We start from the raw sequence: 22,704 nt of genomic DNA, 5'->3' as shown, positions 1-22,704 counted from the left end.
ATGTCTTCAGTTCACCTTGACGACCACTGCGGTGATGTTGTCCGGCGCGCCACGGGTCAGCCCCAGGTGCACCAGGCTGCGGACCACCTCGTAGGGGTCGGCGTGGCCGAGCACTTCGGCGATCTCGTGGTCCTCGGCGGTCTTGTTAAGGCCATCGCTGCACAGCAGGTAGGTGTCGCCGGGCCGCACCTGCAGGGCCACGGCCTGCAGGTCGAGGTCATCCTCGACGCCGATGGCGCGGGTGACGATGTTGCCGCGCGGATGCACCCGCGCCTCGGCCTCGTTGAGCAGGCCGCTGTCCTGCAGCTCCTGGACGTAGCTGTGGTCGTGGCTGAGGCGCTCGATGCGACCATCGCGCAGGCGGTACAGGCGACTATCGCCGGCCCACAGGCCGATGGCCTGGTCGCCACGCGCCGCCAGCACCACCACGGTGCTGCCCATCATCGCCACGCCACGGCGCACGGTTTCCTCGCGCACGATGCCGTTGACCCAGGCCAGGCCGTCGCGCACCTCGCCGCTGAAGTCGTCGAGCGAGTCGAGCATCGGCAGGCTGCGCAGGCTGTCCATGGCCAGGCTGCTGACATAGTCGCCCGCCGCATGCCCGCCCATGCCGTCGGCCACTGCCCACAGGCCTGCCCAGGTCAACTCCAGGCAGGCGTCCTCGTTGATCTTGCGCACCATGCCGACATGGCTGTAGCTGGCCGCTGTGTACTGCATGTCGGTCATTCGCTGCGCGCCTCGCTACCCAAAAGAAACCCGGCGAAATCCTCGCTGCGCGGCAGGCCCGCGCAGCGCATCAACCCCGGGGCGATACGTTCGGAACCCCTGCCCCACCACAGGCTCATGCCCTCACAGGCGCATTCGGCCAAGGCCAGTGCGCGCCCCTGCGGCGTGGTCGCATCCAACCGCTGCAACCCACCCACCGTCACACGCGGTCCCTGCAGGAGCAGCGTCGAGCCGCGAAAAGGCTGCAAAGCAGCCTCGAAATCCTCAAAGGCAGCACCCGGCTCAAGCGTCGCCAGCAATGCCTCCTCGACCGCCTCGAACCATTCCTCGGCCCCCGCCACCACAGGCGCCAACGGCTGCCCCGGCTCCAGCACCTGGGCCACGGTCAGCGGAAAATACCGCCCGACCCGGTCGATGCTCGGCATCAGCACGCCGATGACCGCCTCGGGCCCGCACAGCCCCGGCGCCAGGGCGAATCGCCACAAGGGGCTGACCAGGTAGGCCTCGAGCCAACGCTCGCCCAGCGCCTGCTGGCTGGCCTGCATCCCCGCCGCCAGCCACTGATCCCAGGGCTGGATGAAGCTGTTTGGAAGGCCGCGGCTGACGAAGTCGCCGCGGCTGGCCAGTTTTCCGTAGAAACCCACGTCGTTCACAGGTGCTCCGGCAGGCTGAAACCGCTGAGCACTCGGCTGCGGAACGGGTTGAAAGCGCTGCTGGCACGCAGCTCGTAGGACACGCTGGCGCCATCGACGCGCAGGCGCAGGTTGAAGCGTTCCGGCGAGCTGCCGGCCACCAGGTCGGACTGGTCGAGCAGGCGGAACCAGGCCCAGGGGCCTTCCACGGTCAGGCCGGAACGGCCGGTGGCCGAGGGCGGCGAGATCGACAGGCGCACCACGCCGATGCTGTTGGGGTTCGGCCACTGCAACGCCACCGGCCGGCTCGGACCGTGGTCGTAGCTGACCTGCTGGCCATCGAGGTCGAGCAGGAACTGGGTGATGGTCGCGTCCATCGCCACCGGCTTGAGTTCGAAGCGCACGCCCGGCTGCACGCCGTTGCTGTTGCGGAAGAACGCATCACGAATGCTCGCCGCGCGCTGGAAGGTGTACAGCACGTTGCTGTTGATCCCCAGCTTCTGCGCCGCGCCCGGCTGCCAGCTCCACGGCGTGCTCGAGGTATTGACGTAGGGTTGCAGGTACTTGCGGAAGTAGTTGTCCATCACCCCGCCGACGCCGAAGAACAGGCCGAAGTCCTCCAGGGTGGCGTCCCGCGAGCTGCCGGCCACCAGCGGGTAGCGGCCGCTGAGGGACTGGCGGTAGACATTCACCACCTCGCTGGTCCAGGCGGCGTTGAGCTGGTTGCGCACGCCGCCCATGACGATGTTGTGGGTCGAGCCGAGCACCGAACCCACCAGGTTCTGCACCACCTTGGGCTGGCGCGCGGCGCCCAGGGCGACACGCTGCGCGGCGGCCTGGGCCTGGTTCTTGGCCTCGCCCAGCAGCGCGTCGCCGCTGGCGCCGACCATGGCGCTGACCTGCACGTACAGGGCATTGAGGTCGGTGAGCAGGCCGTCGATGGCCGCAGGCTGTCCTTCGCCGGTTTCCACCAGCGCGGCCAGCTCGGCGAAGTGCGCGGTCACCGGGTCCACCTCACGAGCAGCCGGGTTGTCGCTCGGCAGCGGCGCATCGCCGAGCAGGCCGCCGAGGCGCTGGCGCAGCTGGTCGACACCGGCCTGTTCGGCCTTGGCCTGGACCTTGTCGAGGGTGGTCGGCTGCGCCAGGTTGGTCTCCTTGGCGGCCGCCTGCAGCAGTTTCTTCATCGGCGAGGTCGGCCCGGACAGCACCCGCAGCACATCGGCGGCCTGGCCGACGCTGGTGATCGGCACGAAGTCCAGGTCCGCCAGCAGCGCATCCCAATGGCGGATGTAGTCCTGGTAGTACAGCTGCAGCACATCGTCGGCCAGGCGCTTGGCATCGCCCGACTCGCTGGCCTCGCGGCCCAGCACCCAGCGCTCCTCGGCCAGGGTCTCGCTGTGGGCCAGGCTGGCGGCGAGGAACGCCTTGCGGTAGCCCTCGACGGTGAAGATGCCCGGCAGCGGCTCGCTCAGCGGCTTGCCGTTCTTGAAGCGGAACACCAGCGCAGCGTCGCGGCCGGCGGCGTCGCTGACCCGGAAGTCGCCGACCCCGGCCGGCAGTTTCTGGCGCTTGACCCGGTCGTAGACACGCTGGGCCACCGGCAGCTGTTGCAGTTGGCGGCGGGTGTCGTCGATCAGGCGCTGGTCGAGACGGGCATTGGGCGGGCGCTTGTCGAACAGCGCCGCCAGGTGCTGCTCCAGGGCCTGGCGCAGGTCCGGCGCCAGGTCGCGGGGCAGGCTGCGCTCCCAGTCGAGGGTGACCCAGGCCTTGATGAACTCGGCGTCGTAGTGTTCACCGTCGGCCAGCATCAGGTAGGCCTTGAGCCCCTCGTAGAGGTAGTCGGACGGGCCGCCGGCGTACAGCTGCTCTTCGATGCGGGTGACCAGGCGCGGGGCGAAGATGGCGATCAGCAACTTGCGGTAGACGCTGTCCGACTCACCTTCGAGCATGTCGCCCTGGTACAGCCCGAGGCCTTCGGCCCAGCCGGGCGGATCCTCGGCCAGGCGGCGCACGCCGTTGAGCAACGGCAGCACGTCGACCACGTTGCGCTGGGCCGGGCTCAGCTCCTGCACGCTCTTGCCCAGCGGCTTGAGGCGGCCGTCGACCTCGGCGATGTATTGCTGGTTGGCGCGGTAGCTCAAGGTCCACAAGGTGCCGACCACCAGCACCAGGGCCACGCTCAGCGCCAGGGCGCCGCGGGCGATCCACTTGCGCCGCTGCTCGACCTTGGGGTTGCTGCCGACCAGGCCGCGCTCGGCGAAGGCCACGGCGCTGAACAGCTTCTCGATGAAGTAGCTGCGCCCGGTGCCGTTCTGCCGCGCCAAATGGGCACGGTCCAGGCCCATGCTCTGGGCCATGCTGCCGATCAGGCGGTCGATGGGGCTGCCTTCCTGGGTGCCGCTGGTGAAGTACACGCCGCGCAGCAGGGCGCGCGCTTCGAAGGCGTTGGGCTTGAAGATGCCATCAAGGAAGGTCTTGAGGTTGCCGCGCAAGGCGGCGAACTGCTGGACGAAACCGTAGACCAGGTCGCGCCGCGCCGGGTCGCGTTCCTGCTGCAGGCGTTCGACCAGACGCTGGTTGAGGCGCTGCTCGAGCAAGGCGAACTCGCTGCCGAACTGGGCCAGCGGGCCATCGCCGTGCTGGCCGTCATCCAGGGGGAAGGTCATGCCCCACACCTGGGCCCGCTCTTCCTTGCTCAGGTTGTCGAAGAACTCCATGAAGCCCGGCACCAGGTCGAGCTTGGTCAGCATCAGGTAGATCGGGAAACGCACGCCCAGCTGGCTGTACAGCTCCTGGATGCGGGTGCGGATCGCCGCCGCGTGGGCGGCGCGCTCGGCGTCGCTGCCCAGCAGCAGGTCGGACAGGCTGATGGCGATGAAGGCGCCGTCGATGGGCCGGCGCGAACGCTGGGTCTTGAGCAGGTCGAGGAAGCCCAGCCAGGCCGCCTTGTCCACCTGGGCATGGCTGTCCTGGGTGGTGTAGCGGCCGGCGGTGTCCAGCAGCACGGCCTGGTCGGTGAACCACCAGTCGCAGTTGCGCGTGCCGCCCACGCCACGAATGGCGCCCTCGCCCAGCTGCGCCGCCAACGGGAAGTGCAGGCCGGAATTGACCAGCGCGGTGGTCTTGCCCGAACCGGGCGGGCCGATGATCACGTACCACGGCAGCTCGTACAGGTTGCGTCGCTCGTCACCGCCCAGGCGCGCCTTCTTCAGCAGCACCAGGGCCTCGTCCATGCGCTGGCGCAGGGTCGCCAGCTCTTCGGCGGTGGCAACGCCGGCAGGGTCCGGCGCGGTCTCGGCGGCCAGGCTTTGCATCACCTTGGCCGCCTGGCGCCGGGCCTGGACGATGCGCCATACGCGGTAGGCGATCCACACCGCGAACAGCAGGACGATCAGCACCAGACGTGGCGCGACCGGCACCAGCGCATCGAGCAGCGGACCGAGGAACCAGATGATCAGGCTGAGGGCGAGCAGGCCCAGCACCGGGACCACCCAGCGAATGACAAAACTGAAAAACGCCTTCACTCGACGCCCTCCGCCAGAACGGTGATTTCAACCCGGCGATTCTTCGCCCGGCCCTGCGCGCTGTCGTTCGACGCCAGCGGCTCGGTGTCGCTCAGGCCCTGGGCGCTGAAACGCCCGGGCTGGCCGGTGCGGGCGGCGAGCAGGTTCTTCACCTCCTCGGCACGGGCCTGGGACAACGCCCAGTTGGACGGGAAGCGCAGCGTGGCGATGCGCTGGTTGTCGCTGTGGCCGGTGACCTTCACGTTGCCCTTGACCTTGGCGACGGCTTCGGCAATGCGCAGCATCAGCGGCTCGAAGTCACCCTTGATGCTGGCGCTGGCCGAGGCGAACAGCTCGTCGCCGCGGATGGTCACCACCGAGCGGTCCACCGCGTCCTCCACCGCGACCCGGCCGGCCTTGATGTCTTCGGCCAGGAAACCGGCCAGGCGTGGACGTTCCACCGGCTTTGGCTGCACCACCGGGCGGTCCATGGCCTGCACCGGGATCTCGCCCAGGGCATGGATGCCACGGAACACCGGCTCGGCGTCGGCGGCCAGTTTCAGGCGCAGGCCGAACAGCACCAGCAACAGCAGCGCCAGGGCCAGGGCCAGGCCGACCCAGGGCGGCACGAACTGCGCCAGGCGGTCACGGGTCACGGTGACGCCGCGCCAGTGCGGCGACAGCTCGCGCTCGATATCGCCACGGGCGCTGCGGATGGTCGCGGCGGTGCGCTCGCGCAGGGCCTCGAGCTGGGCTCGGCCACCGTTCATCACCCGGTAGCGGCCTTCGAAACCGAGGCTGGTGCACAGGTACAACAGCTCCAGCAGGTGCAGGCGTTCACGCGGACTCTGCAGGCAGTGCTCCATCAGCTGGAACACCTTCTCGCCGCCCCAGGCCTCGTTGTGCACGGTGATCAGCAGGCTCTGCTTGCCCCAGTCGCTGGCGCTGCCCCACGGCGTGCTGAGCACGGCCTCGTCGAGCGCGGTGCACAGTGCGTAGCGCGCCAGCAGCACTTCGTTGCGCGCGACCCCGGCGGCCTCGGCGCGCTCCTCGAACTGGCGCAGGTAGGCCAGCAGTTGCGCTCGCAGGCTGGCCGGCGCCGGGTGGGCGATGGTGTTGCGCAGGCGGGTGAGCAACGCCAGCAGCGGGCCGGCCGCCTGCTCCAGCGGGTTCAAACCCGCCGCCTGGCCCGGCGCCAGCGGTTCGGCCGGCACGTTCAGTGGCGGTGGCGGCGCCGCCTGCGCAGGCCCCGGCGCGGCCGGCTGCGGGCCTCGGCCACCGGGGCGCGGCATGAACTGGGTGCGGTCATTGGCTAACGGATCGTCCGATTGCATCGCGGCTTAGTCTCCGGTCCTTGGATAGCGGGTAGGTTCAGCGTAAGAGCGAGCTTGCCTCGCGATCACCGGCGCAGCCGGTGCCAGGCAACGCGTCGCCTGCATCGCGGGGCAAGCCCGCTCCCACGAGGTTGCGACATGATCGACCGCCATCGCGTTATCCTCGGATGGCCCAGAAGGCCAGGTTCAGGCCGGGGAACTCGCCGGCGACGTAGAAGGCGAAACCACCGGAATGCTGCAGCTGCTTCCAGTGTTCGCTGCCCCGGTCGAGTTCGAAGTAGGTGGAGCCGGCATGGAACGGAATCTGCCGTGGCGCCACCGGCAGCGGCAGCAGGCCGATGCCCGGCAACTGCAGGTTGACCAGGTCGCGGATGTGCTCCACCGCGCCGATCTTGCTCTGCTGGCCGAAACGGCTGCGCAGGGTCTCGCTGGGCACGTCGGCGCGCACCACCAGGACGAAGCTGGCGCTGTCGAGCAAGCTGCGGTCGGCCAGCATGCCGACATGAATGCCGTAGGCCTTTTCGACCAGCGGGATGGCCACGGCCTTGCTGTCGATCAGCATCGACAGGGCCTCGCGCAGGGCGGCCAGCACTGGTGCGAAGGTCGCCGCCAGGTCGTCGTGCTGGTACACCGGATATGCCTCGGGGCGGCGACCTTCGCGGGTGAAGGTGGCGAACTCGCCGGCCAGGGCCACCAGCTCGCTGTACAGCCGCTCGGGGTGCAGCGGCGTCAGCTGGTTGAGGTGCTCGACCAGCGGCTGGGCGCGGTTGACCAGTTGCAGCAGCATGAAATCGGCGATCTCCGAGGCACCGCCGTTGGCCGAGGCCACCACGCGCCCGGCCAGGGCCTCGCCGCGCTGGTGCAGCAGGCCGAGCAGCTCGCCACGGAAACCTGACAGCAGGTTGCTGGCGGTCACGTCGAGCAGCGGCGGGATGTAGCTGTCATCCAGCACCAGGGCGCGATCGGCGCGTTTTTCCCGGATGCGCACCACGCCCAACGCGGCATAGTCGCTCAGGCCGTCCTCGGCGCGCAGCAGGCGCAGGGCGCGGCTGCCCAGGGCCAGTGGGGCCCGGTTCTCGAACGGGGCGTTGTCGTCGCGGACTTCGCTGATACGGCTGACATAGCGCGCACCATCAGGTATTTCACCGTCATCGACGGTATCGCGGGCACCGGCGCGCTTGAGCGGCAGGCCCAGGTAGATCACGCCGTTGCGCAGGTCATCGGGTATCTCCAGCGGCGCGGGCGGCAGGTCGTCACGCGGGATGTCGAACGGAGTACCGTCCGGCAGCAGGCCACGGGCACTGAGGATCGCCAGCTTGCCCTGGGCCAGCAGGCCTTGGTCGACCAACAGCTCGGAAAAGCCCCAGGCGGCGGCGTGGAGCGGCCGGCTGCGAGCATCGACGAAGTTCTCCAGGTAGCGGTCGTGTTGCTGGAAGTGCTGGGTGGTGATGAACATCCCTTCCGACCAGACCACGCGATTGTTCCAGGACATGGGTTCTCCGATTGCCTAGCGGGCAGGCTCAGGTTGTGGGGTGGCCACGGCGCTGCGCACGGCGCGCACATCGAGGCTGATCTGATAGTCGCGGGGCGGCACCGGCAGCACGCTGCGCCACTGGGCCTGGTCGACCTCGCGGTAGCCGACCACCAGGCCGACCAGGCGCGTGGACGGGTCGAGCGGACGCTCCAGGCGCAGTTGCTCGCCGGGCTGGAGCAGGACTTCGTCCTGGTCGATCAGGTCGGCGGCCAGGGTGGCCTGGGCGCGCTCGGCCAGGGCGAAATAGTCGGCGCGGGCGAAGGCGGCGCTGTTCTTCAACTCGTAGATGCGTACGCGCACCGGCGCGGGCGTGCCGCCGGCGCCGGGGTTGAGCCCGGCCGCGGCGCTGAAATACAGGGTGATGCCCGTGGCCGCCGGCGCCGCGTCGGTAACGGCGGGCTCGACCGGGCTGTCCTTGCTGCAGGCACTGAGCAGCACCATGGCCAGGGCTGCGATCAGTCTCGTTGCACTCATCCTCGTCCTCATGACGTCCTGTGTTCTTCCTGTGCTCCGGGCGTTGGCCTCAGGAGCGTTGAATGCGTTGGCTATGGGCCTCGTAGGCGCGGCTGAACTCGCGGCCGAACAGGTCCTGGAAGTTGTCTTCGGCTTCCTGGGAAATTTGGCTGTAAAGCTCGGTGAACTGCTGCCAGCAGTGGGCCTGGCGCGAACCACCGAACAGCTTGGCCAGCCCGGCGGCGGGCGCCAGGCGCTGCTCCAGGCGAGCGGGTTCGAAGCGTTTGAGCAAGTGCTTGATGGCCGCCTCGACACCCGCCATCACCGCCAGCTGGTGGGCGCGCAGGTCGTCGAAACTGTCGCGCACCGCCTGGTCCGGGGCCATGAACGCCTGATTGCCCTCGCGCAGCAGCAACAGCAACGCTTCGTCGGCGTTGGGGGCGAACTTCAGCGGGTTGTTACGCACCGGGGCGATGGTGGTCTGCTGCATGCGGAACTCGCCCTTCAGGCTGCTGCGCGCGCGCAGCACATCGATCAGGCCTTCGACCATCAGGCGGTAGCTGCGCCCGACCGCCTCCATCTGCGCGGCGGCATCGGCCGCGTCGATGCGCAGGTGCTCGATGCCCGCGCCACGCAGGAAGGCCTGCAGCAACGCATCGCCGGCACCAGTCGGGTCGGGCGCAGGTGCCGACACGGCGGTAGGTGGCGGCGCAGGCGTGACGACCGGTGCCACCGGCGCTACCGGCTCTGGCAGGGGCGGCGCGATCACAGGCGCAGGCTGGGGAGCAACCACCGGCGTTTCATCGAGCAGGTTCCAGTCGTCGGGGATCATGCCCGGCGCGGCGGGTATGGCGGCCTGCACTGGCGGGGGCGGCGGCGCCACTGGCGTGGGCGGACGGAAGTCATGCTGCTGGGCGGGGACATGATCCGGCAGGCTGACCGGAGGCACAGTGGATGGGCCAAGAAAATCGAACAGGTCCGGCAGGGTATCGTGGCTCGATGCACCCTGCAGGAATGCGGCCGGCGCGCCGACGATGGGCGCGCTCTGGGCGGCCGCCTGGTTGGCCATCAATGCTTCGAAACTATGGGCCTGCGGCTGCCCGGCAACCGGGATCGACAGGCCGGCATCGATGCGTGCCTGGATCTCGTAATCGCCGATTCGAATAACTTCGCCGTCCATCAACGGTTCGCTGTTACCGCGACGCAGGCGAATACCGGCGTGTACCAGTTCCACGCCGTTTGTGCTGTTATCGGTCAAGTAATAGCGGCCATCCTTGAACTGGATCACACAATGTTTCGAAGAAACAAGGCGTTCCGGATCGGGAAGTACCCAGTCATTATCCGCCGCACGACCTACGCTGATGGCACCGTTTTCCAGCAACTTCTCCGGGCATTGCCCAGGGGTGATCTTGTGATAACTGGTAATGGTCAGGCAAAGTGCCATCACGCCTCCTTGCATATATATGAAACACTCACACATCCATTTGAGTGGATTCGCGAGCCCGACCTCACTTTCCGGCTAAACCCTTGTAAGTACTGGGCCTCACACCGAAATTCGCTTCCCGGAAAGGTCGTATTAAACCCTATCGGCAAGGCACTTTGATGGCACCTGACCAATGGACACGAATACCTGCCAACTGGTTCACAGTCACCCTTCGCGGCGCGTAGCTTACCTTGACAGCAATTTGGAAATAAACCATAAATGCGCAACTTAAGAATGCCAAAGTGATATCACGGTGATATCAACTTCGCATTCTTTGACAAGTTTGTGCGCCATTTCACATTTGCAACTTGGCGCAAACGACGCCCTCACCAAGGGCCGATAGGGAGATCGATTTCTGGTGAACTCACCGCAGCTGCTCGCCGCTGTTTCCGCAGACTTTCCGTGCGGCGACGACCTCGAATACGATGCCGATTTCCTGCAACTGGAACGTGACGCCCAGGGCCGCCCCGAGCGCGTGATGGGCGACGCCGTGCAAGCGGCCGAGCCGCCGCAGTGGCGTGCCATCGAGCAGTCCTGCACCAGCCTGCTGCAACGCAGCAAGGACCTGCGCATCACCCATTTCCTGGTCCAGGCCAACCTGGCCCTGCACGGCCTGCCGGGCCTGGCCGCGAGCCTCGAGCTGATCCGCGACCTGCTGGGCGAATACTGGCTGCACCTGCACCCGCAGCTGGACGCCGCCGACGACAACGACCCCACCGTGCGGGTCAATGCCCTGGCCGGGCTCACCTGCGACACCAACATCGCCCTGCTGCGCGACGCCGTGCTGGTGCGTTCGCGCACCTTTGGCCCGGTCACCCTGCGCGCCGCCCTGCATGCGGCGGGCGTGCAGCACTTCGCCAGCGAGCAGCTGAGCGCCGAGGAACTGGCCGCCGCCCTGCGCGACGCCGACCCCGAGCAGCTCGCGCAATGCCGCCAAGCCCTGCAACTGGCCCGCGAAGCCCTGGACACCATCGAGAGCCGGGTCAACGACCAGGTCGGTTCGGCCAGCGGCGTCGACCTGTCCGCCCTGCGCCAGCCGCTGCGCCAGGTCCAGCAGGTGCTGGCCGACTACAGCCCGGAAGGCTCGGCGCCGGTCAGCGCGAGCATGGACGAAGTGACGGCGCATGGCGCCCCTGACGACCCGCAGCCCGTCGCCGTCGCCGCGCCACGTGTCGCCGTGCGCCCCGGCGAGGTGAACAGCCGCGATGACGTGCTGCAGAGTCTCGAGCGGGTGCTCCAGTACTACGCCCGCCACGAGCCCTCCAGCCCGCTGCCGGTGCTGCTGCGCCGGGCGAAGAAGCTGGTCGACGCCGACTTCGCGACCATCGTCCGCGACCTGATCCCCGATGGCATGTCGCAATTCGAGAACCTGCGTGGCCCGGAACACGACTGACGTCGTTCCGGCCGCCTAAACACCGACGCCCGCAACAAGCAGAGCCGCCGTACCGGCGACCAGGAGGAACAACGTGGCGAAAGACAGCTCCCAGAAATTCATCGCGCGCAACCGTGCGCCGCGGGTACAGATCGAATATGACGTCGAGCTGTACGGCGCCGAGAAGAAGGTCCAGCTGCCCTTCGTCATGGGCGTGCTCTCGGACCTCGCCGGCAAGCCCGCCGAGCCGCTGCCGGCCGTGGCCGACCGCAAGTTCCTGGAGATCGACGTCGACAACTTCGACTCGCGCCTGAAGGCCATGAAGCCCCGCGTGGCGTTCAACGTGCCCAATGAGCTGACCGGTGAAGGCAACCTGAGCCTGGACATCACCTTCGAGAGCATGGACGACTTCAGCCCCGCCGCCGTGGCGCGCAAGGTCGATGCCCTGAACCAGCTGCTCGAGGCCCGCACCCAGCTGGCCAACCTGCTGACCTACATGGACGGCAAGACCGGCGCCGAGGACATCATCCTCAAGGCCATCAAGGACCCGGCCCTGCTCCAGGCCCTGGCCAGCGCGCCGAAACCTGCCGACAACGAGCCGAAGGCCTGAGGAGACCGACCATGAACGATCCGTTGCGCGACAGCCAGGCCCCGCAGGCGGCCACCCAGGACCCGAGCGAGTTCGCCAGCCTCCTGCTGCAGGAATTCAAGCCCAAGACCGAGCGGGCCAAGGAAGCCGTCGAGAGCGCCGTGCGCACCCTCGCCGAGCAGGCCCTGGCACAGACCAGCCTGGTCTCCAACGATGCCATCGGCTCGATCGAGCAGATCATCGCCGCCATCGACGCCAAGCTCACCGCCCAGGTCAACCAGATCATCCACCACGATGACTTCCAGAAGCTGGAAAGCGCCTGGCGCGGCCTGCACTACCTGGTCAACAACACCGAGAGCGACGAGCAGCTGAAGATCCGCGTGCTCAACATCTCGAAGAACGACCTGCACAAGACCCTGAAGAAGTTCAAGGGCACCGCCTGGGACCAGAGCCCGATCTTCAAGAAGCTCTACGAAGAGGAATACGGCCAGTTCGGTGGCGAGCCCTACGGCTGCCTGGTGGGCGACTACTACTTCGACCAGTCGCCACCCGATGTCGAGCTGCTGGGCGAAGTGTCCAAGGTCTGCGCCTCGATGCACGCGCCGTTCATCTCCGCCGCCTCGCCGACGGTGATGGGCATGGGCTCGTGGCAGGAGCTGTCCAACCCGCGCGACCTGACCAAGATCTTCACCACCCCGGAATACGCCGGCTGGCGCTCGCTGCGTGAATCGGAAGACTCGCGCTACATCGGCCTGACCATGCCGCGCTTTTTGGCGCGCCTGCCCTACGGCGCCAAGACCGACCCGGTGGAGGCCTTCGCCTTCGAGGAAGACACCGACGGCGCCGACAGCAGCAAGTACACCTGGGCCAACGCCGCCTACGCCATGGCGGTGAACATCAACCGTTCGTTCAAGCACTACGGCTGGTGCTCGCGCATCCGCGGCGTGGAATCCGGCGGTGAAGTCGAGGGACTGCCGGCGCACACCTTCCCCACCGACGACGGTGGCGTGGACATGAAGTGCCCGACCGAGATCGCCATCTCGGATCGCCGCGAGGCGGAGCTGGCCAAGAACGGCTTCATGCCGCTGCTGCACAAGAAGAACACCGACTTCGCCGCCTTCATCGGCGCGCAGTCGCTGCAGAAGCCGGCCGAGTACGACGACCCGGACGCCACCGCCAACGCCAACCTGGCCGCGCGCCTGCCGTACCTGTTCGCCACCTGCCGCTTCGCCCATTACCTGAAGTGCATCGTTCGCGACAAGATCGGCTCGTTCAAGGAAAAGGACGAGATGCAGCGCTGGCTGCAGGACTGGATCCTCAACTACGTCGACGGCGACCCGGCGCACTCCACCGAGACTACCAAGGCCCAGCACCCACTGGCGGCCGCCGAAGTGGTGGTCGAGGAAGTCGAAGGCAACCCGGGTTACTACAACTCGCGCTTCTACCTGCGCCCGCACTACCAGCTCGAAGGGCTGACCGTGTCGCTGCGCCTGGTGTCGAAGCTGCCTTCGGCCAAAGGGGCCTAAGCCTGAACGGGGCCGCTGCGCGCCCCATCGCGGGACAAGCCCGCTCCTACAAAGGCTGCACAAACCCTGTAGGAGCGGGCTTGTCCCGCGATGGGCTGCACAGCAGCCCCACTAGCACCGCCAACCGACTGGAAATCCCGAGGACATCATGGCTGTAGATATTTTCATCAAGATCGGCGACATCAAGGGCGAGTCCCACGACAAGGCTCACAAAGACGAAATCGACGTGCTCAACTGGAGCTGGGGCATGTCCCAGTCCGGCAACATGCACATGGGCAGTGGCGGCGGTTCGGGCAAGGTCAACATCCAGGACCTGTCGATCACCAAGTACATCGACAAGTCCAGCCCCAACCTGATGGCCCACTGCTCCAGCGGCAAGCACATCGACAAGGTCAAGCTGACCGTGCGCAAGGCCGGCGGTGAAAGCCAGGTCGAGTACCTGATCATCAACCTCGAAGAGGTGATCGTCAGCTCGCTGAGCACCGGCGGCTCGGGCAGCGACGACCGCCTGACCGAGAACGTGACCCTGAACTTCGCCAAGGTCACCGTCGACTACCAGCCGCAGAAGGCCGACGGCACCAAGGAAGGCGGCCCGATCAAGTACGGCTGGAACATCCGCTCCAACGTCAAGATGTGACCGACCGCGCCCGTGCCGCCCCAGGCGGCGCGGGCGCCCCTCTCCACGCCTCACCCGCCCACGGTGAACATCATGGCCAAGCCTTCTTTCATCAACCTGTGGAATGCCTATCCGAAAGTGTCCTCGCCCTGCGATGGTCCGTGGGACAACCAGTGCGCCATCCGCATGAGCATCGCGCTCAACGGCGAGATGAGCCTCAAGGTCAACAAATCGACCTATACCGAACCCAAGTGCGCCCATGGCCATGCCCGTGGCGCCGAATCCCTGGCCAACTGGCTGGAGCGCCAGCTGGGACGCCCGCAGCGCATCGGCGGCAGCGCCCAGGAGCGCGACAAGCTCAAGGCCAAGACCGGGATCATCTTCTACAAGGACTGCTTCGCCCGCACCGGGCAAAGCCAGGAAAACCGCACGGGCGACCATATCGACCTGTGGAACCGCGGCCTGACCAAAGGCTTCTCCGATCAGAACTACCAGTCGAAACAGGTCTGGTTCTGGGAGCTGACATGAAGCGCGTGGCCTTGGCCGGCGCCCTGCTGCAGGCCCTGAGCGCCTGCGCCGACGCCGAACTGCTGGACCAGGCGAACCTGGGCGGGCAGGCCGTGAAGCTGACCGAGAACGCCGGCCAGTGCGTGCTCGACCGTGGCGAACAGCGCCTGGCGCTGGACATGCCATGGCCCTGCGGCCTGAGCCCCGATCGCGCCGGCAAGGCCCGGGTCGAGCAGTTCGACGGTGTGCCGATCGTGCTGGTGACCCATGTACAGCCACACCCGACGCTCAAGGGCGAATGCCTGAAGACCTCGCGCGCCGTGCGCCTGACCCCGGCCGGCCTGGAAGCCTCCACGCCGGCACCGAGCGCGTCCTGCGACACCGGTTTCGAAGACCAGAAAATGTTCACAGGGATGTTCCAGTGGTAGCCGAGATCGCCACCCGCGACCGCCTGCAGCCCTCGCTGCTGGATCGCCTGACCGATGACGACCCGGGCAACCCGCAGGAAGCCCCCGACAAGCGCGTGCTCAGCCTGCAGCAGCTCAAGGCCTCGGTGCTGCGCGACCTGGCCTGGCTGCTCAACACCACCTCGCTGCTCGACACCGGCGCCACGCTGAATTCCCCGGCCGGCGCCTCGGTGATCAACTACGGCCTGCCGGCCCTGGCCGGCAACAGCGCGTCGAACATCGACCTCAACGCGCTCGAGCGCATCATCCACCAGGCCATCGCCACCTACGAGCCGCGTATCCTCGCCCATACCCTGAAGGTGCGCGCCCAGGCCGCGCCCGGCGAGATGAACGCCAACGCCCTGAGCTTCGAGATCGAAGGCGACCTGTGGGCCCAGCCGGCGGCCCTGCCGCTGCTGCTGCAGACCGACGTGGACCTGGAGTCCGGACACGTGCGCGTGGCCCCCGCCGACCGCCGGAGACGCGCATGAACCCGCGCCTGCTCGAACTGTACAACCAGGAGCTGCAGCACATCCGCGAGGGTGCCGCCGAGTTCGCCAAGGAATACCCGAAGATCGCCGGGCGCCTGACGCTGTCCGGGATCGAATGCGCCGACCCCTATGTCGAGCGCCTGCTGGAAGGCTTCGCCTACCTCACCGCGCGGGTGCAGCTGAAACTCGACGCCGAGTACCCGACCTTCACCCACAACCTGCTGGAAATCGCCTACCCGCACTACCTGGCGCCGACCCCGTCGATGACCGTGGTGCAACTGCAGACCGACCCCGACGAGGGCTCGCTGGCCGCCGGCTTCCAGCTGCCCCGCGACAGCGTGCTGCGCGCCAACCTTGGCCGCAACTCGCAGACGCCATGCGAATTCCGCAGCACCCAGGACGTCACCCTGTGGCCGCTGCAGGTGGCCCGCGCCGAATACTTCGGCAACCCCGGCGCCGTGCTCGGGCGCCTGGCCGCCAGCGAACCGAAGGCCCGCGCCGGCCTGCGCCTGAGCTTGCGCAGCGGCGCGGAAATCCCCTTCAGCAGCCTGCCGCTGACGCACCTGCCGCTGTACCTCAATGGCGCCGACGAAACACCCTTCCGCCTTTACGAGCAACTGCTGGGCAGCGCCTGCGCGGTGTTCGTGCGCCAGCCGGGGGCCGACTGGGTCGAGCGCATCCCGGTCGAGCAGGCCTTGCTGCCGTGCGGCTTCGACGATCGCGAAGCGGCGTTGCCGGTGGTGCCCCAGGCGTTCCAGGGCTATCGCCTGTTGCAGGAATACTTCGCCCTGCCGCAGCGTTTCCTGTTCGTCGATTTCGCCGGGCTGGAGCGCGCGGTCAAACGTTGCAACGGCCAGGAGCTGGAGCTGCTGGTCCTGTTCGAGCGCTTCGACCCCACGCTGGAGAGCAGCGTGGGCAGCGCGCAGTTCGTGCCGTTCTGCACCCCGGCGATCAACCTGTTCCCGCGCCGTGTCGACCGTATCCACCTGACCGACCGGGTCCACGAGCACCATGTGATCGCCGACCGCACCCGGCCCACCGATTTCGAGATCCACTCATTGCAGCAGGTCAGCGGCCACGGCACCGGGCCGGACCAGGCGTTCCTGCCGTTCTACGCCGTGCGCGACCCGTCACGCTACGGCCGCGACCAGGCCTACTACATCGTCCGTCGCGAGCCACGGGTGCTGTCCAGCGAGCAGCGACGCAACGGCACGCGCTCCAGCTACATGGGCAGCGAGACCTTCGTCAGCCTGGTCGACGGCCACCAGGCGCCGTACCGCCACGACCTGCGCCAGCTGGGCATCAGCGCGCTGTGCAGCAACCGCGACCTGCCGCTGTTCATGAACGTCGGCGACGGGCGCAGCGACTTCAGCCTGGCCGACAGCGCGCCGGTGTCCGCCGTGCGCTGCCTGGCCGGCCCCAGTCGACCGAAGGCCAGCCATGCCCACGACAACCGGGCCTGGCGCCTGATCAGCCAACTGTCGCTGAACTACCTGTCCCTGGCCGAACAGGGCCAAGGCGCCGCCGCCCTGCGCGAACTGCTGCGCCTGTACGGCGACCAGCAGGACAGTGCCCTGCAACTGCAGATCGACGGCCTGCGCGAAGTCAGCTGCAAGCCCTGCACCCGGCGCCTGCCGATGCCCGGGCCGATCGTCTTCGGCCGCGGCCTAGAGATCACCCTGACGTTCGACGAAAACGCCTTCCGCGGCACCGGCGTGTTCCTCCTGGGCGCGGTGTTCGAGCGTTTCCTGACCCGCTACGTGTCGATCAACAGCTTCACCGAAACCGTGCTGCGCACCAGCGAACGTGGCGAGATCATGCGCTGGAACGCCAAGCCCGGGCGCAGGCCGACCCTGTGAACACGCTACAGGCCATGCAGGCGCAGCCCTGGGAGTACGACTTCTTCCAGGCCTTGCGCCGCCTCGAGGCGGAAAACCCCGAGCTGCCGCGCTTCGGCCATTCGCTGCGCCTGGCCGACGAGCCGGTGCGCCTGGGCCAGCGCCTGGATTGCAGCTTCGCCCCGGCGACGCTGGCCTCGGTCACGGCCAACGACGATCAGCCGGCGCGCCTGGAGCAGTTCTTCTTCGGCCTCGGCGGCCCCAACGGTCCGCTGCCGCTGCACCTGACCGAGTACATGCGCGAGCGCCAGCGCAACCACGCCGACCCGACCAGCAAGCGCTTCCTCGACATCTTCCACCACCGCCTGCTGAGCCTGTTCTACCGCGCCTGGGCCGAGGCCCGGCCGACCGTCAGCCACGACCGCCCCGGCGACGACTACTGGGCCGCGCGCCTGGCCGCCCTCAGCGGTCGCGGCCAGCCGGAACTGCAAGGCCAGGGGCCGCTGGCCGACAGCGCCAAGCTGCACTGGTCCGGCCACCTGGCGGCGCAGACCCGCTACCCGGACGGCCTGTGCAGCATCCTGTCGAGCTATTTCGGCGTGTCGGTGCGGCTCGAGGAATACGTCGGCCAGTGGCTGGAGCTGCCCGAGCGCAGCCAGCTCGGCGTGCGCGCCAACCGCCTGGGCGTCGACCTGTGCCTGGGCCGCTACGTCTGGGACCGCCAGCACAAGTTCCGCCTGTGCCTGGGCCCGCTGACCCTCGACCAGTACCACGCCCTGCTCCCCGGCGGACAGGCGTTCGTCGAGCTGGCGGCCTGGGTCGCCGAGTACCTGGGCCAGGAACTGGACTGGGACCTCAACCTCATCCTCGCGCAGGGCCAGGTGCCCGCGCTGCAACTCGATGCCGGTCAGCGCCTGGGGTTCGACACCTGGCTCGGCCGCCCTTCGCACGATGCACGCGACCTGAAGCTGGCCCGGTACTACGCCGACCAGCCGGTCGCCGCACCCCTCACAAGGAGTCAGGACCATGGGTGAAATCAGCCGCGCCGCGCTGTTCGGCAAACTCAACAGCGTTGCCTACAAGGCCATCGAGGCCGCCACGGTGTTCTGCAAGCTGCGGGGCAACCCCTATGTCGAGCTGGCGCACTGGCTGCACCAGTTGCTGCAGCTGCAGGACAGCGACCTGCACCGCATCATCCGCCAGTTCAACGTCGAGCCGGCACGCCTGGCCCGCGACCTGACCGACGCCCTGGACCGCCTGCCACGGGGCTCGACCTCGATCACCGACCTGTCCTCCCAGGTAGAAGAGGCCGTCGAGCGCGGCTGGGTCTACGGCAGCCTGATGTTCGGCGAAAGCCAGGTGCGCACCGGCTACCTGCTGGTCGGCATCCTCAAGACCCCGAGCCTGCGCAATGCGCTGCTGGGGCTGTCCAGCGAGTTCGCCAAGCTGAAGATCGAAGCCCTGAGCGAGCGCTTCGACGAGTACGTTGGCGACTCGCCGGAAAACAACCTGGCCGCCAGCGACGGCTTCAGCGCCGCCGCACCGGGCGAGGCCAGCGGCGCCGTGGCCCCGGCGGCGATGGGCAAGCAGGAGGCGCTCAAGCGCTTCACCGTCGACCTCACCGAGCAGGCCCGCAGCGGCAAGCTCGACCCCATCGTCGGCCGTGACGAGGAGATCCGCCAGCTGGTCGACATCCTCATGCGTCGCCGCCAGAACAACCCGATCCTCACCGGCGAGGCCGGCGTCGGCAAGACCGCCGTGGTCGAAGGCTTCGCCCTGCGCATCGTCGCCGGCGACGTGCCGCCGGCACTGAAGGACGTCGAGCTGCGCAGCCTGGACGTCGGCCTGCTGCAGGCCGGCGCCAGCATGAAGGGCGAGTTCGAACAGCGCCTGCGCCAGGTGATCGAGGACGTGCAGGCCTCGCCCAAGCCGATCATCCTGTTCATCGACGAAGCCCACACCCTGGTCGGCGCCGGCGGCGCGGCCGGCACCGGTGACGCCGCCAACCTGCTCAAGCCGGCCCTGGCCCGCGGCAGCCTGCGCACCGTCGCCGCGACCACCTGGGCCGAGTACAAGAAGCACATCGAGAAGGACCCGGCCCTGACCCGCCGCTTCCAGGTGGTCCAGGTGGACGAGCCGAGCGAGGCCAAGGCGCTGTTGATGATGCGCGGCGTGGCCTCGACCATGGAGAAGCACCACCAGGTGCAGATCCTCGACGAAGCGCTGGAAGCCGCCGTGAAGCTGTCGCACCGCTACATCCCGGCGCGCCAGCTGCCGGACAAGTCGGTGAGCCTGCTCGACACCGCCTGCGCCCGCGTCGCCATCAGCCTGCACGCGGTGCCGGCCGAGGTGGACGACAGCCGTCGGCGCATCGAGGCGCTGGAGGTGGAACTGCAGATCATTGCCCGCGAAGCCGCCATCGGCGTCAGCACCGGGCAGCGCCAGATCCAGGCCGACAGCCTGCTGGCCGAGGAGCGCGAGCGCCTGGCCAACCTGGAAAACCGTTGGGCCGAAGAGAAGGCCCTGGTCGATGAACTGCTGGCCACCCGCGCGCAATTGCGCGAGCAGGTCGGCGTGGTCGACCGGGAAGTGGACGCACAGGGCAGCCATGAGCTGCGTGAAACACTCATCGATCTGCAGCAACGCCTGAGCCTGCTGCAGGGCGAAAGCCCGCTGATCCTGCCGACCGTGGACTACCAGGCGGTGGCCTCGGTGGTCGCCGACTGGACCGGCATCCCGGTGGGCCGCATGGCGCGCAACGAGATCGAGACCGTGCTCAACCTCGACAGCCACCTGGCCAAGCGCATCATCGGCCAGGACCACGCGCTGAAGATGATCGCCAAGCGCATCCAGACCTCCCGCGCCGGCCTCGACAACCCGAACAAGCCGATCGGCGTGTTCATGCTCGCCGGCACCTCCGGGGTGGGCAAGACCGAGACCGCGCTGGCCCTGGCCGAGGCCATGTACGGCGGCGAGCAGAACCTGATCACCATCAACATGAGCGAGTTCCAGGAAGCCCACACCGTCTCCACCCTCAAGGGCGCGCCACCCGGCTACGTCGGCTACGGCGAGGGCGGCGTGCTGACCGAAGCGGTGCGCCGTCGCCCGTACAGCGTGGTGCTGCTGGACGAGGTGGAAAAAGCCCACCCCGACGTGCACGAGATCTTCTTCCAGGTGTTCGACAAGGGCGTGATGGAAGACGGCGAAGGCCGTCAGATCGATTTTCGCAACACCCTGATCCTGCTCACCACCAACGCCGGCACCGAGCTGATCGCCAACATCTGCAAGGACCCGCAGGCCCTGCCCGACCCTGAGGCCGTGGCCACCTCGCTGCGCAAGCCGCTGCTGGAGATCTTCCCGCCGGCGCTGCTCGGCCGCCTGGTGACCATCCCCTACTACCCGCTCAGCGACGCGATGCTCAAGGCCATCACCCGCCTGCAGCTGGAGCGCATCCGCAAGCGCGTGGAAGGCACCCACAAGGTCGGCTTCGCCTACGACGAAGGCGTCGTCGAGCTGATCGTCTCGCGCTGCACCGAGACCGAAAGCGGGGGCCGCATGATCGACGCCATCCTCACCAATGGCCTGCTGCCGGACATGAGCCGCGAGTTCCTGACCCGCCTGCTCGAGGGCAAGCCGCTGGCCAGCGTCAGCATCAGCCGCCGCGACAACGACCTGCACTATGACTTCGGCGCCGCCGACTGACAGGACCGACCATGCTGTTCAAGCAGTTCACGCGCCTGGCGCAGATCAACAGCCCACTGGGGCCGGACAAGCTGATCCTTGCCGAGATGGGCGGCAGCGAGGAGCTCGGCCGCCTGTTCGACTACGAGCTACAGCTGACCAGCGACGACCCGGCCATCGACCTCAACCAGCTGCTGGGCAAGCCCATGAGCCTGAGCGTGCAGCAGAGCGTCGGCAGCTCGCGGCATTTCCACGGCATCGTCGCCCGCTGCAGCCAGTCGGTGGACCAGGGCCAGTTCGCCGCCTACCGGGTCACCCTGCGCCCGTGGCTGTGGCTGCTGACGCGCACCAGCGACTGCCGGATCTTCCAGCACCTGAGCGCGCCGCAGATCATCAAGCAGGTGTTCCGCGACCTGGGCTTCTCGGATTTCGAGGACCTGCTCAGCCGCAACTACCGCGAGCGCGAGTACTGCGTGCAGTACCGCGAGACCAGCTTCGACTTCGTCAGCCGCCTGATGGAAGAAGAAGGCATCTACTACTTCTTCCGCCACGAGCAGGAACGCCACGTGCTGGTACTGGCCGACGCCTACGGCGCGCACCAGAAGGCCCCGGGCTACGAGACCGTGCCCTACTACCCGCCGGACGGCCAGCACCGCGAGCGCGACCATATCAACGACTGGCACCTGGCCCAGGAAGTCCAGCCAGGCTCCCTGGAGCTCAACGACTATGACTTCCAGCGCCCCAGCGCGCGCATCGACGTTCGCTCGGCCATGCCGCGCCCGCACCAGGCCGGCGACTACCCGCTGTACGACTACCCCGGCGCCTACGAGCAGACCCAGGACGGCGAGCACTACGCCCGCACCCGCCTGGAGTCGCTGCAGAGCCTGCACGAGCGGGTCGAGCTGCGCGGCAATGCCCGGGGCCTGGGCAGCGGTCACCTGTTCAGCCTGAGCAACTTCAGCCGCCAGGATCAGAACCGCGAGTACCTGATCGTCGCCGCCCGCTACTACGTACACCAGGAGCGCCTGGAAAGCGGTGGCGGCAGCGGCGCGGCGCAGTTCGAGAGCAACCTCAGCTGCATCGACGCGCAGCAGAGCTACCGCCCGGTGGGCAGCACCCTACGGCCGATCGTCAAGGGGCCGCAGACCGCCGTGGTGGTCGGCCCATCCGGCGAGGAGATCTGGACCGACCAGTACGGCCGGGTCAAGGTGCACTTCCACTGGGACCGCCACGACCAGTCCAACGAGAACAGCTCGTGCTGGATCCGCGTATCGCAAGCCACGGCGGGCAAGAACTGGGGCTCGATCCAGGTGCCGCGGATCGGCCAGGAAGTCATCGTCAGCTTCCTCGAAGGCGACCCCGACCGGCCGATCATCACCGGGCGGGTGTACAACGCCGAACAGACGGTGCCCTACGACCTCCCCGGCGGCGCCACCCAGAGCGGCATGAAGAGCCGTTCGAGCAAGGGCGGCAGCCCGGCCAACTTCAATGAAATCCGCATGGAGGACAAGAAGGGCGCCGAGCAGCTGTACATGCATGCCGAACGCAACATGGACACCGTGGTCGAGCAGAGCGAGACCCTGTCGGTGGGCATCAACCGCACCCAGACCGTCGGCATGCTCGAGACCATCACCATCGGCCAGGACCGCATCCGCGCCGTGCGCCGCGACGACATGCTGCTGGTCGGCGCCAGCAAGACCGACAGCGTCAGCACCAGCTACCTGATCGAAGTCGGCGAGAACCTGCGCCTGGTCTGCGGCAAGAGCGTGATCGAGCTCAACGCCAGCGGGCAGATCAACATCAGCTGCGAGCAGTTCAGCTTCCACGCCAACGCCGACGCCGAGATCAACACCGGCGGCACCCTTGACCTGAACGTGGGCAGCGGCGCGCAGACCGCGCCGAACAACCAGGGCGTGAAAACGGCCATCGACGGCGCGGTGAAGGCCCTCTTCCCCGCCGCCAGCAAGTAACGA

18 protein-coding genes are annotated in these 22,704 nt (G+C 67.8%); 11 read left to right on the top strand and 7 right to left on the bottom strand.

Going from position 1 to position 22,704, the window contains the following annotated elements; translation table 11 throughout:
• Positions 1-6: 6 nt before the first annotated feature.
• From VUG52_RS01330 to tagH, 7 genes are all read right to left on the bottom strand, one after another.
• Entirely contained in the window at positions 7-726 is a 720-nt protein-coding gene (locus VUG52_RS01330; protein ID WP_050703375.1) for a PP2C family protein-serine/threonine phosphatase, read from the bottom strand.
• Positions 723-1,379, bottom strand: coding sequence for a type VI secretion system-associated protein TagF (gene tagF, locus VUG52_RS01325; protein ID WP_050703374.1), 657 nt, complete (start codon positions 1,377-1,379; stop codon positions 723-725). Before tagF ends, VUG52_RS01330 begins: the two co-directional genes overlap by 4 nt.
• A complete protein-coding gene (gene tssM, locus VUG52_RS01320; RefSeq protein ID WP_050703373.1) occupies positions 1,376-4,882 on the bottom strand; it encodes a type VI secretion system membrane subunit TssM in 3,507 nt (1,168 codons plus the stop codon). Before tssM ends, tagF begins: the two co-directional genes overlap by 4 nt.
• Positions 4,879-6,195: a DotU family type VI secretion system protein gene (locus VUG52_RS01315; RefSeq protein WP_050703372.1), complete on the bottom strand. Its 1,317-nt coding sequence runs from the start codon at positions 6,193-6,195 to the stop codon at positions 4,879-4,881. Before VUG52_RS01315 ends, tssM begins: the two co-directional genes overlap by 4 nt.
• Positions 6,196-6,352: 157 nt before the next feature.
• Positions 6,353-7,687: a type VI secretion system baseplate subunit TssK gene (tssK, locus tag VUG52_RS01310; RefSeq protein WP_050703371.1), complete on the bottom strand. Its 1,335-nt coding sequence runs from the start codon at positions 7,685-7,687 to the stop codon at positions 6,353-6,355.
• Positions 7,688-7,702: 15 nt separating this feature from the next.
• On the bottom strand, positions 7,703-8,203 hold the full coding sequence (gene tssJ / locus VUG52_RS01305; protein ID WP_050703370.1) for a type VI secretion system lipoprotein TssJ: 501 nt from the start codon (positions 8,201-8,203) through the stop codon (positions 7,703-7,705).
• A gap of 49 nt (positions 8,204-8,252) precedes the next feature.
• The gene (tagH, locus tag VUG52_RS01300) at positions 8,253-9,626 is read right to left on the bottom strand and encodes a type VI secretion system-associated FHA domain protein TagH (RefSeq protein WP_331832343.1); all 1,374 of its coding nucleotides are present in this window, start codon (positions 9,624-9,626) and stop codon (positions 8,253-8,255) included.
• 397 nt (positions 9,627-10,023) lie between these two features.
• On the opposite strand from tagH, the gene tssA reads away from it, so the two are divergent.
• The 11 genes from tssA to VUG52_RS01245 all read left to right on the top strand — a co-directional run bounded on the left by tssA (position 10,024) and on the right by VUG52_RS01245 (position 22,701).
• Positions 10,024-11,058 (top strand): type VI secretion system protein TssA, encoded by a 1,035-nt coding sequence (tssA, locus tag VUG52_RS01295; protein ID WP_050703368.1) that lies wholly within the window; start codon positions 10,024-10,026, stop codon positions 11,056-11,058.
• Between the two features lie 73 nt (positions 11,059-11,131).
• A complete protein-coding gene (gene tssB / locus VUG52_RS01290; protein ID WP_050703367.1) occupies positions 11,132-11,647 on the top strand; it encodes a type VI secretion system contractile sheath small subunit in 516 nt (171 codons plus the stop codon).
• Positions 11,648-11,658: 11 nt separating this feature from the next.
• Positions 11,659-13,152: a type VI secretion system contractile sheath large subunit gene (gene tssC / locus VUG52_RS01285; RefSeq protein ID WP_050703366.1), complete on the top strand. Its 1,494-nt coding sequence runs from the start codon at positions 11,659-11,661 to the stop codon at positions 13,150-13,152.
• A 148-nt stretch (positions 13,153-13,300) separates the two neighbouring features.
• Positions 13,301-13,789, top strand: a complete 489-nt coding sequence (locus VUG52_RS01280; protein ID WP_050703365.1) for an Hcp family type VI secretion system effector — start codon at positions 13,301-13,303, stop codon at positions 13,787-13,789.
• 72 nt (positions 13,790-13,861) lie between these two features.
• Complete coding sequence (locus VUG52_RS01275) at positions 13,862-14,296, top strand: type VI secretion system amidase effector protein Tae4 (protein WP_028689174.1); 435 nt, start codon at positions 13,862-13,864, stop codon at positions 14,294-14,296.
• Positions 14,293-14,703 carry a hypothetical protein gene (locus VUG52_RS01270; RefSeq protein ID WP_331832342.1) on the top strand — a complete coding sequence of 137 codons (411 nt, stop codon included), beginning with the start codon at positions 14,293-14,295 and terminating at the stop codon, positions 14,701-14,703. The genes VUG52_RS01275 and VUG52_RS01270 overlap by 4 nt, the downstream gene beginning before the upstream one ends.
• Positions 14,697-15,212 carry a type VI secretion system baseplate subunit TssE gene (gene tssE / locus VUG52_RS01265; protein WP_038707176.1) on the top strand — a complete coding sequence of 172 codons (516 nt, stop codon included), beginning with the start codon at positions 14,697-14,699 and terminating at the stop codon, positions 15,210-15,212. Before VUG52_RS01270 ends, tssE begins: the two co-directional genes overlap by 7 nt.
• Positions 15,209-17,071, top strand: a complete 1,863-nt coding sequence (tssF, locus tag VUG52_RS01260; protein WP_050703363.1) for a type VI secretion system baseplate subunit TssF — start codon at positions 15,209-15,211, stop codon at positions 17,069-17,071. Before tssE ends, tssF begins: the two co-directional genes overlap by 4 nt.
• Positions 17,035-18,084 (top strand): type VI secretion system baseplate subunit TssG, encoded by a 1,050-nt coding sequence (gene tssG, locus VUG52_RS01255; protein WP_050703422.1) that lies wholly within the window; start codon positions 17,035-17,037, stop codon positions 18,082-18,084. Before tssF ends, tssG begins: the two co-directional genes overlap by 37 nt.
• Positions 18,077-20,752, top strand: coding sequence for a type VI secretion system ATPase TssH (gene tssH, locus VUG52_RS01250; protein ID WP_050703362.1), 2,676 nt, complete (start codon positions 18,077-18,079; stop codon positions 20,750-20,752). Before tssG ends, tssH begins: the two co-directional genes overlap by 8 nt.
• Positions 20,753-20,763: 11 nt before the next feature.
• Entirely contained in the window at positions 20,764-22,701 is a 1,938-nt protein-coding gene (locus VUG52_RS01245) for a type VI secretion system Vgr family protein (protein WP_050703361.1), read from the top strand.
• The last annotated feature ends 3 nt before the right edge of the window (positions 22,702-22,704 follow it).

The sequence above is a fragment of the Pseudomonas sp. LH21 genome, from assembly GCF_036549575.1.
Lineage (GTDB): Bacteria > Pseudomonadota > Gammaproteobacteria > Pseudomonadales > Pseudomonadaceae > Aquipseudomonas > Aquipseudomonas peradeniyensis.
The sequence above is the reverse complement of the archived record's forward strand: the minus strand, read 5'-3'. Positions and strand labels throughout refer to the sequence as shown.

Excerpts from the sequence above, each read along its gene's own strand:
- tagH (WP_331832343.1), bottom strand. The coding sequence starts at position 9,626 with ATGGCACTTTGCCTGACCATTACCAGTTATCACAAGATCACCCCTGGG.
- VUG52_RS01315 (WP_050703372.1), bottom strand. The coding sequence starts at position 6,195 with ATGCAATCGGACGATCCGTTAGCCAATGACCGCACCCAGTTCATGCCG.
- VUG52_RS01330 (WP_050703375.1), bottom strand. The coding sequence starts at position 726 with ATGACCGACATGCAGTACACAGCGGCCAGCTACAGCCATGTCGGCATG.
- VUG52_RS01270 (WP_331832342.1), top strand. The coding sequence starts at position 14,293 with ATGAAGCGCGTGGCCTTGGCCGGCGCCCTGCTGCAGGCCCTGAGCGCC.
- tssJ (WP_050703370.1), bottom strand. The coding sequence starts at position 8,203 with ATGAGTGCAACGAGACTGATCGCAGCCCTGGCCATGGTGCTGCTCAGT.
- tssC (WP_050703366.1), top strand. The coding sequence starts at position 11,659 with ATGAACGATCCGTTGCGCGACAGCCAGGCCCCGCAGGCGGCCACCCAG.
- tssK (WP_050703371.1), bottom strand. The coding sequence starts at position 7,687 with ATGTCCTGGAACAATCGCGTGGTCTGGTCGGAAGGGATGTTCATCACC.
- VUG52_RS01280 (WP_050703365.1), top strand. The coding sequence starts at position 13,301 with ATGGCTGTAGATATTTTCATCAAGATCGGCGACATCAAGGGCGAGTCC.
- VUG52_RS01245 (WP_050703361.1), top strand. The coding sequence starts at position 20,764 with ATGCTGTTCAAGCAGTTCACGCGCCTGGCGCAGATCAACAGCCCACTG.
- tssH (WP_050703362.1), top strand. The coding sequence starts at position 18,077 with ATGGGTGAAATCAGCCGCGCCGCGCTGTTCGGCAAACTCAACAGCGTT.
- VUG52_RS01275 (WP_028689174.1), top strand. The coding sequence starts at position 13,862 with ATGGCCAAGCCTTCTTTCATCAACCTGTGGAATGCCTATCCGAAAGTG.
- tssF (WP_050703363.1), top strand. The coding sequence starts at position 15,209 with ATGAACCCGCGCCTGCTCGAACTGTACAACCAGGAGCTGCAGCACATC.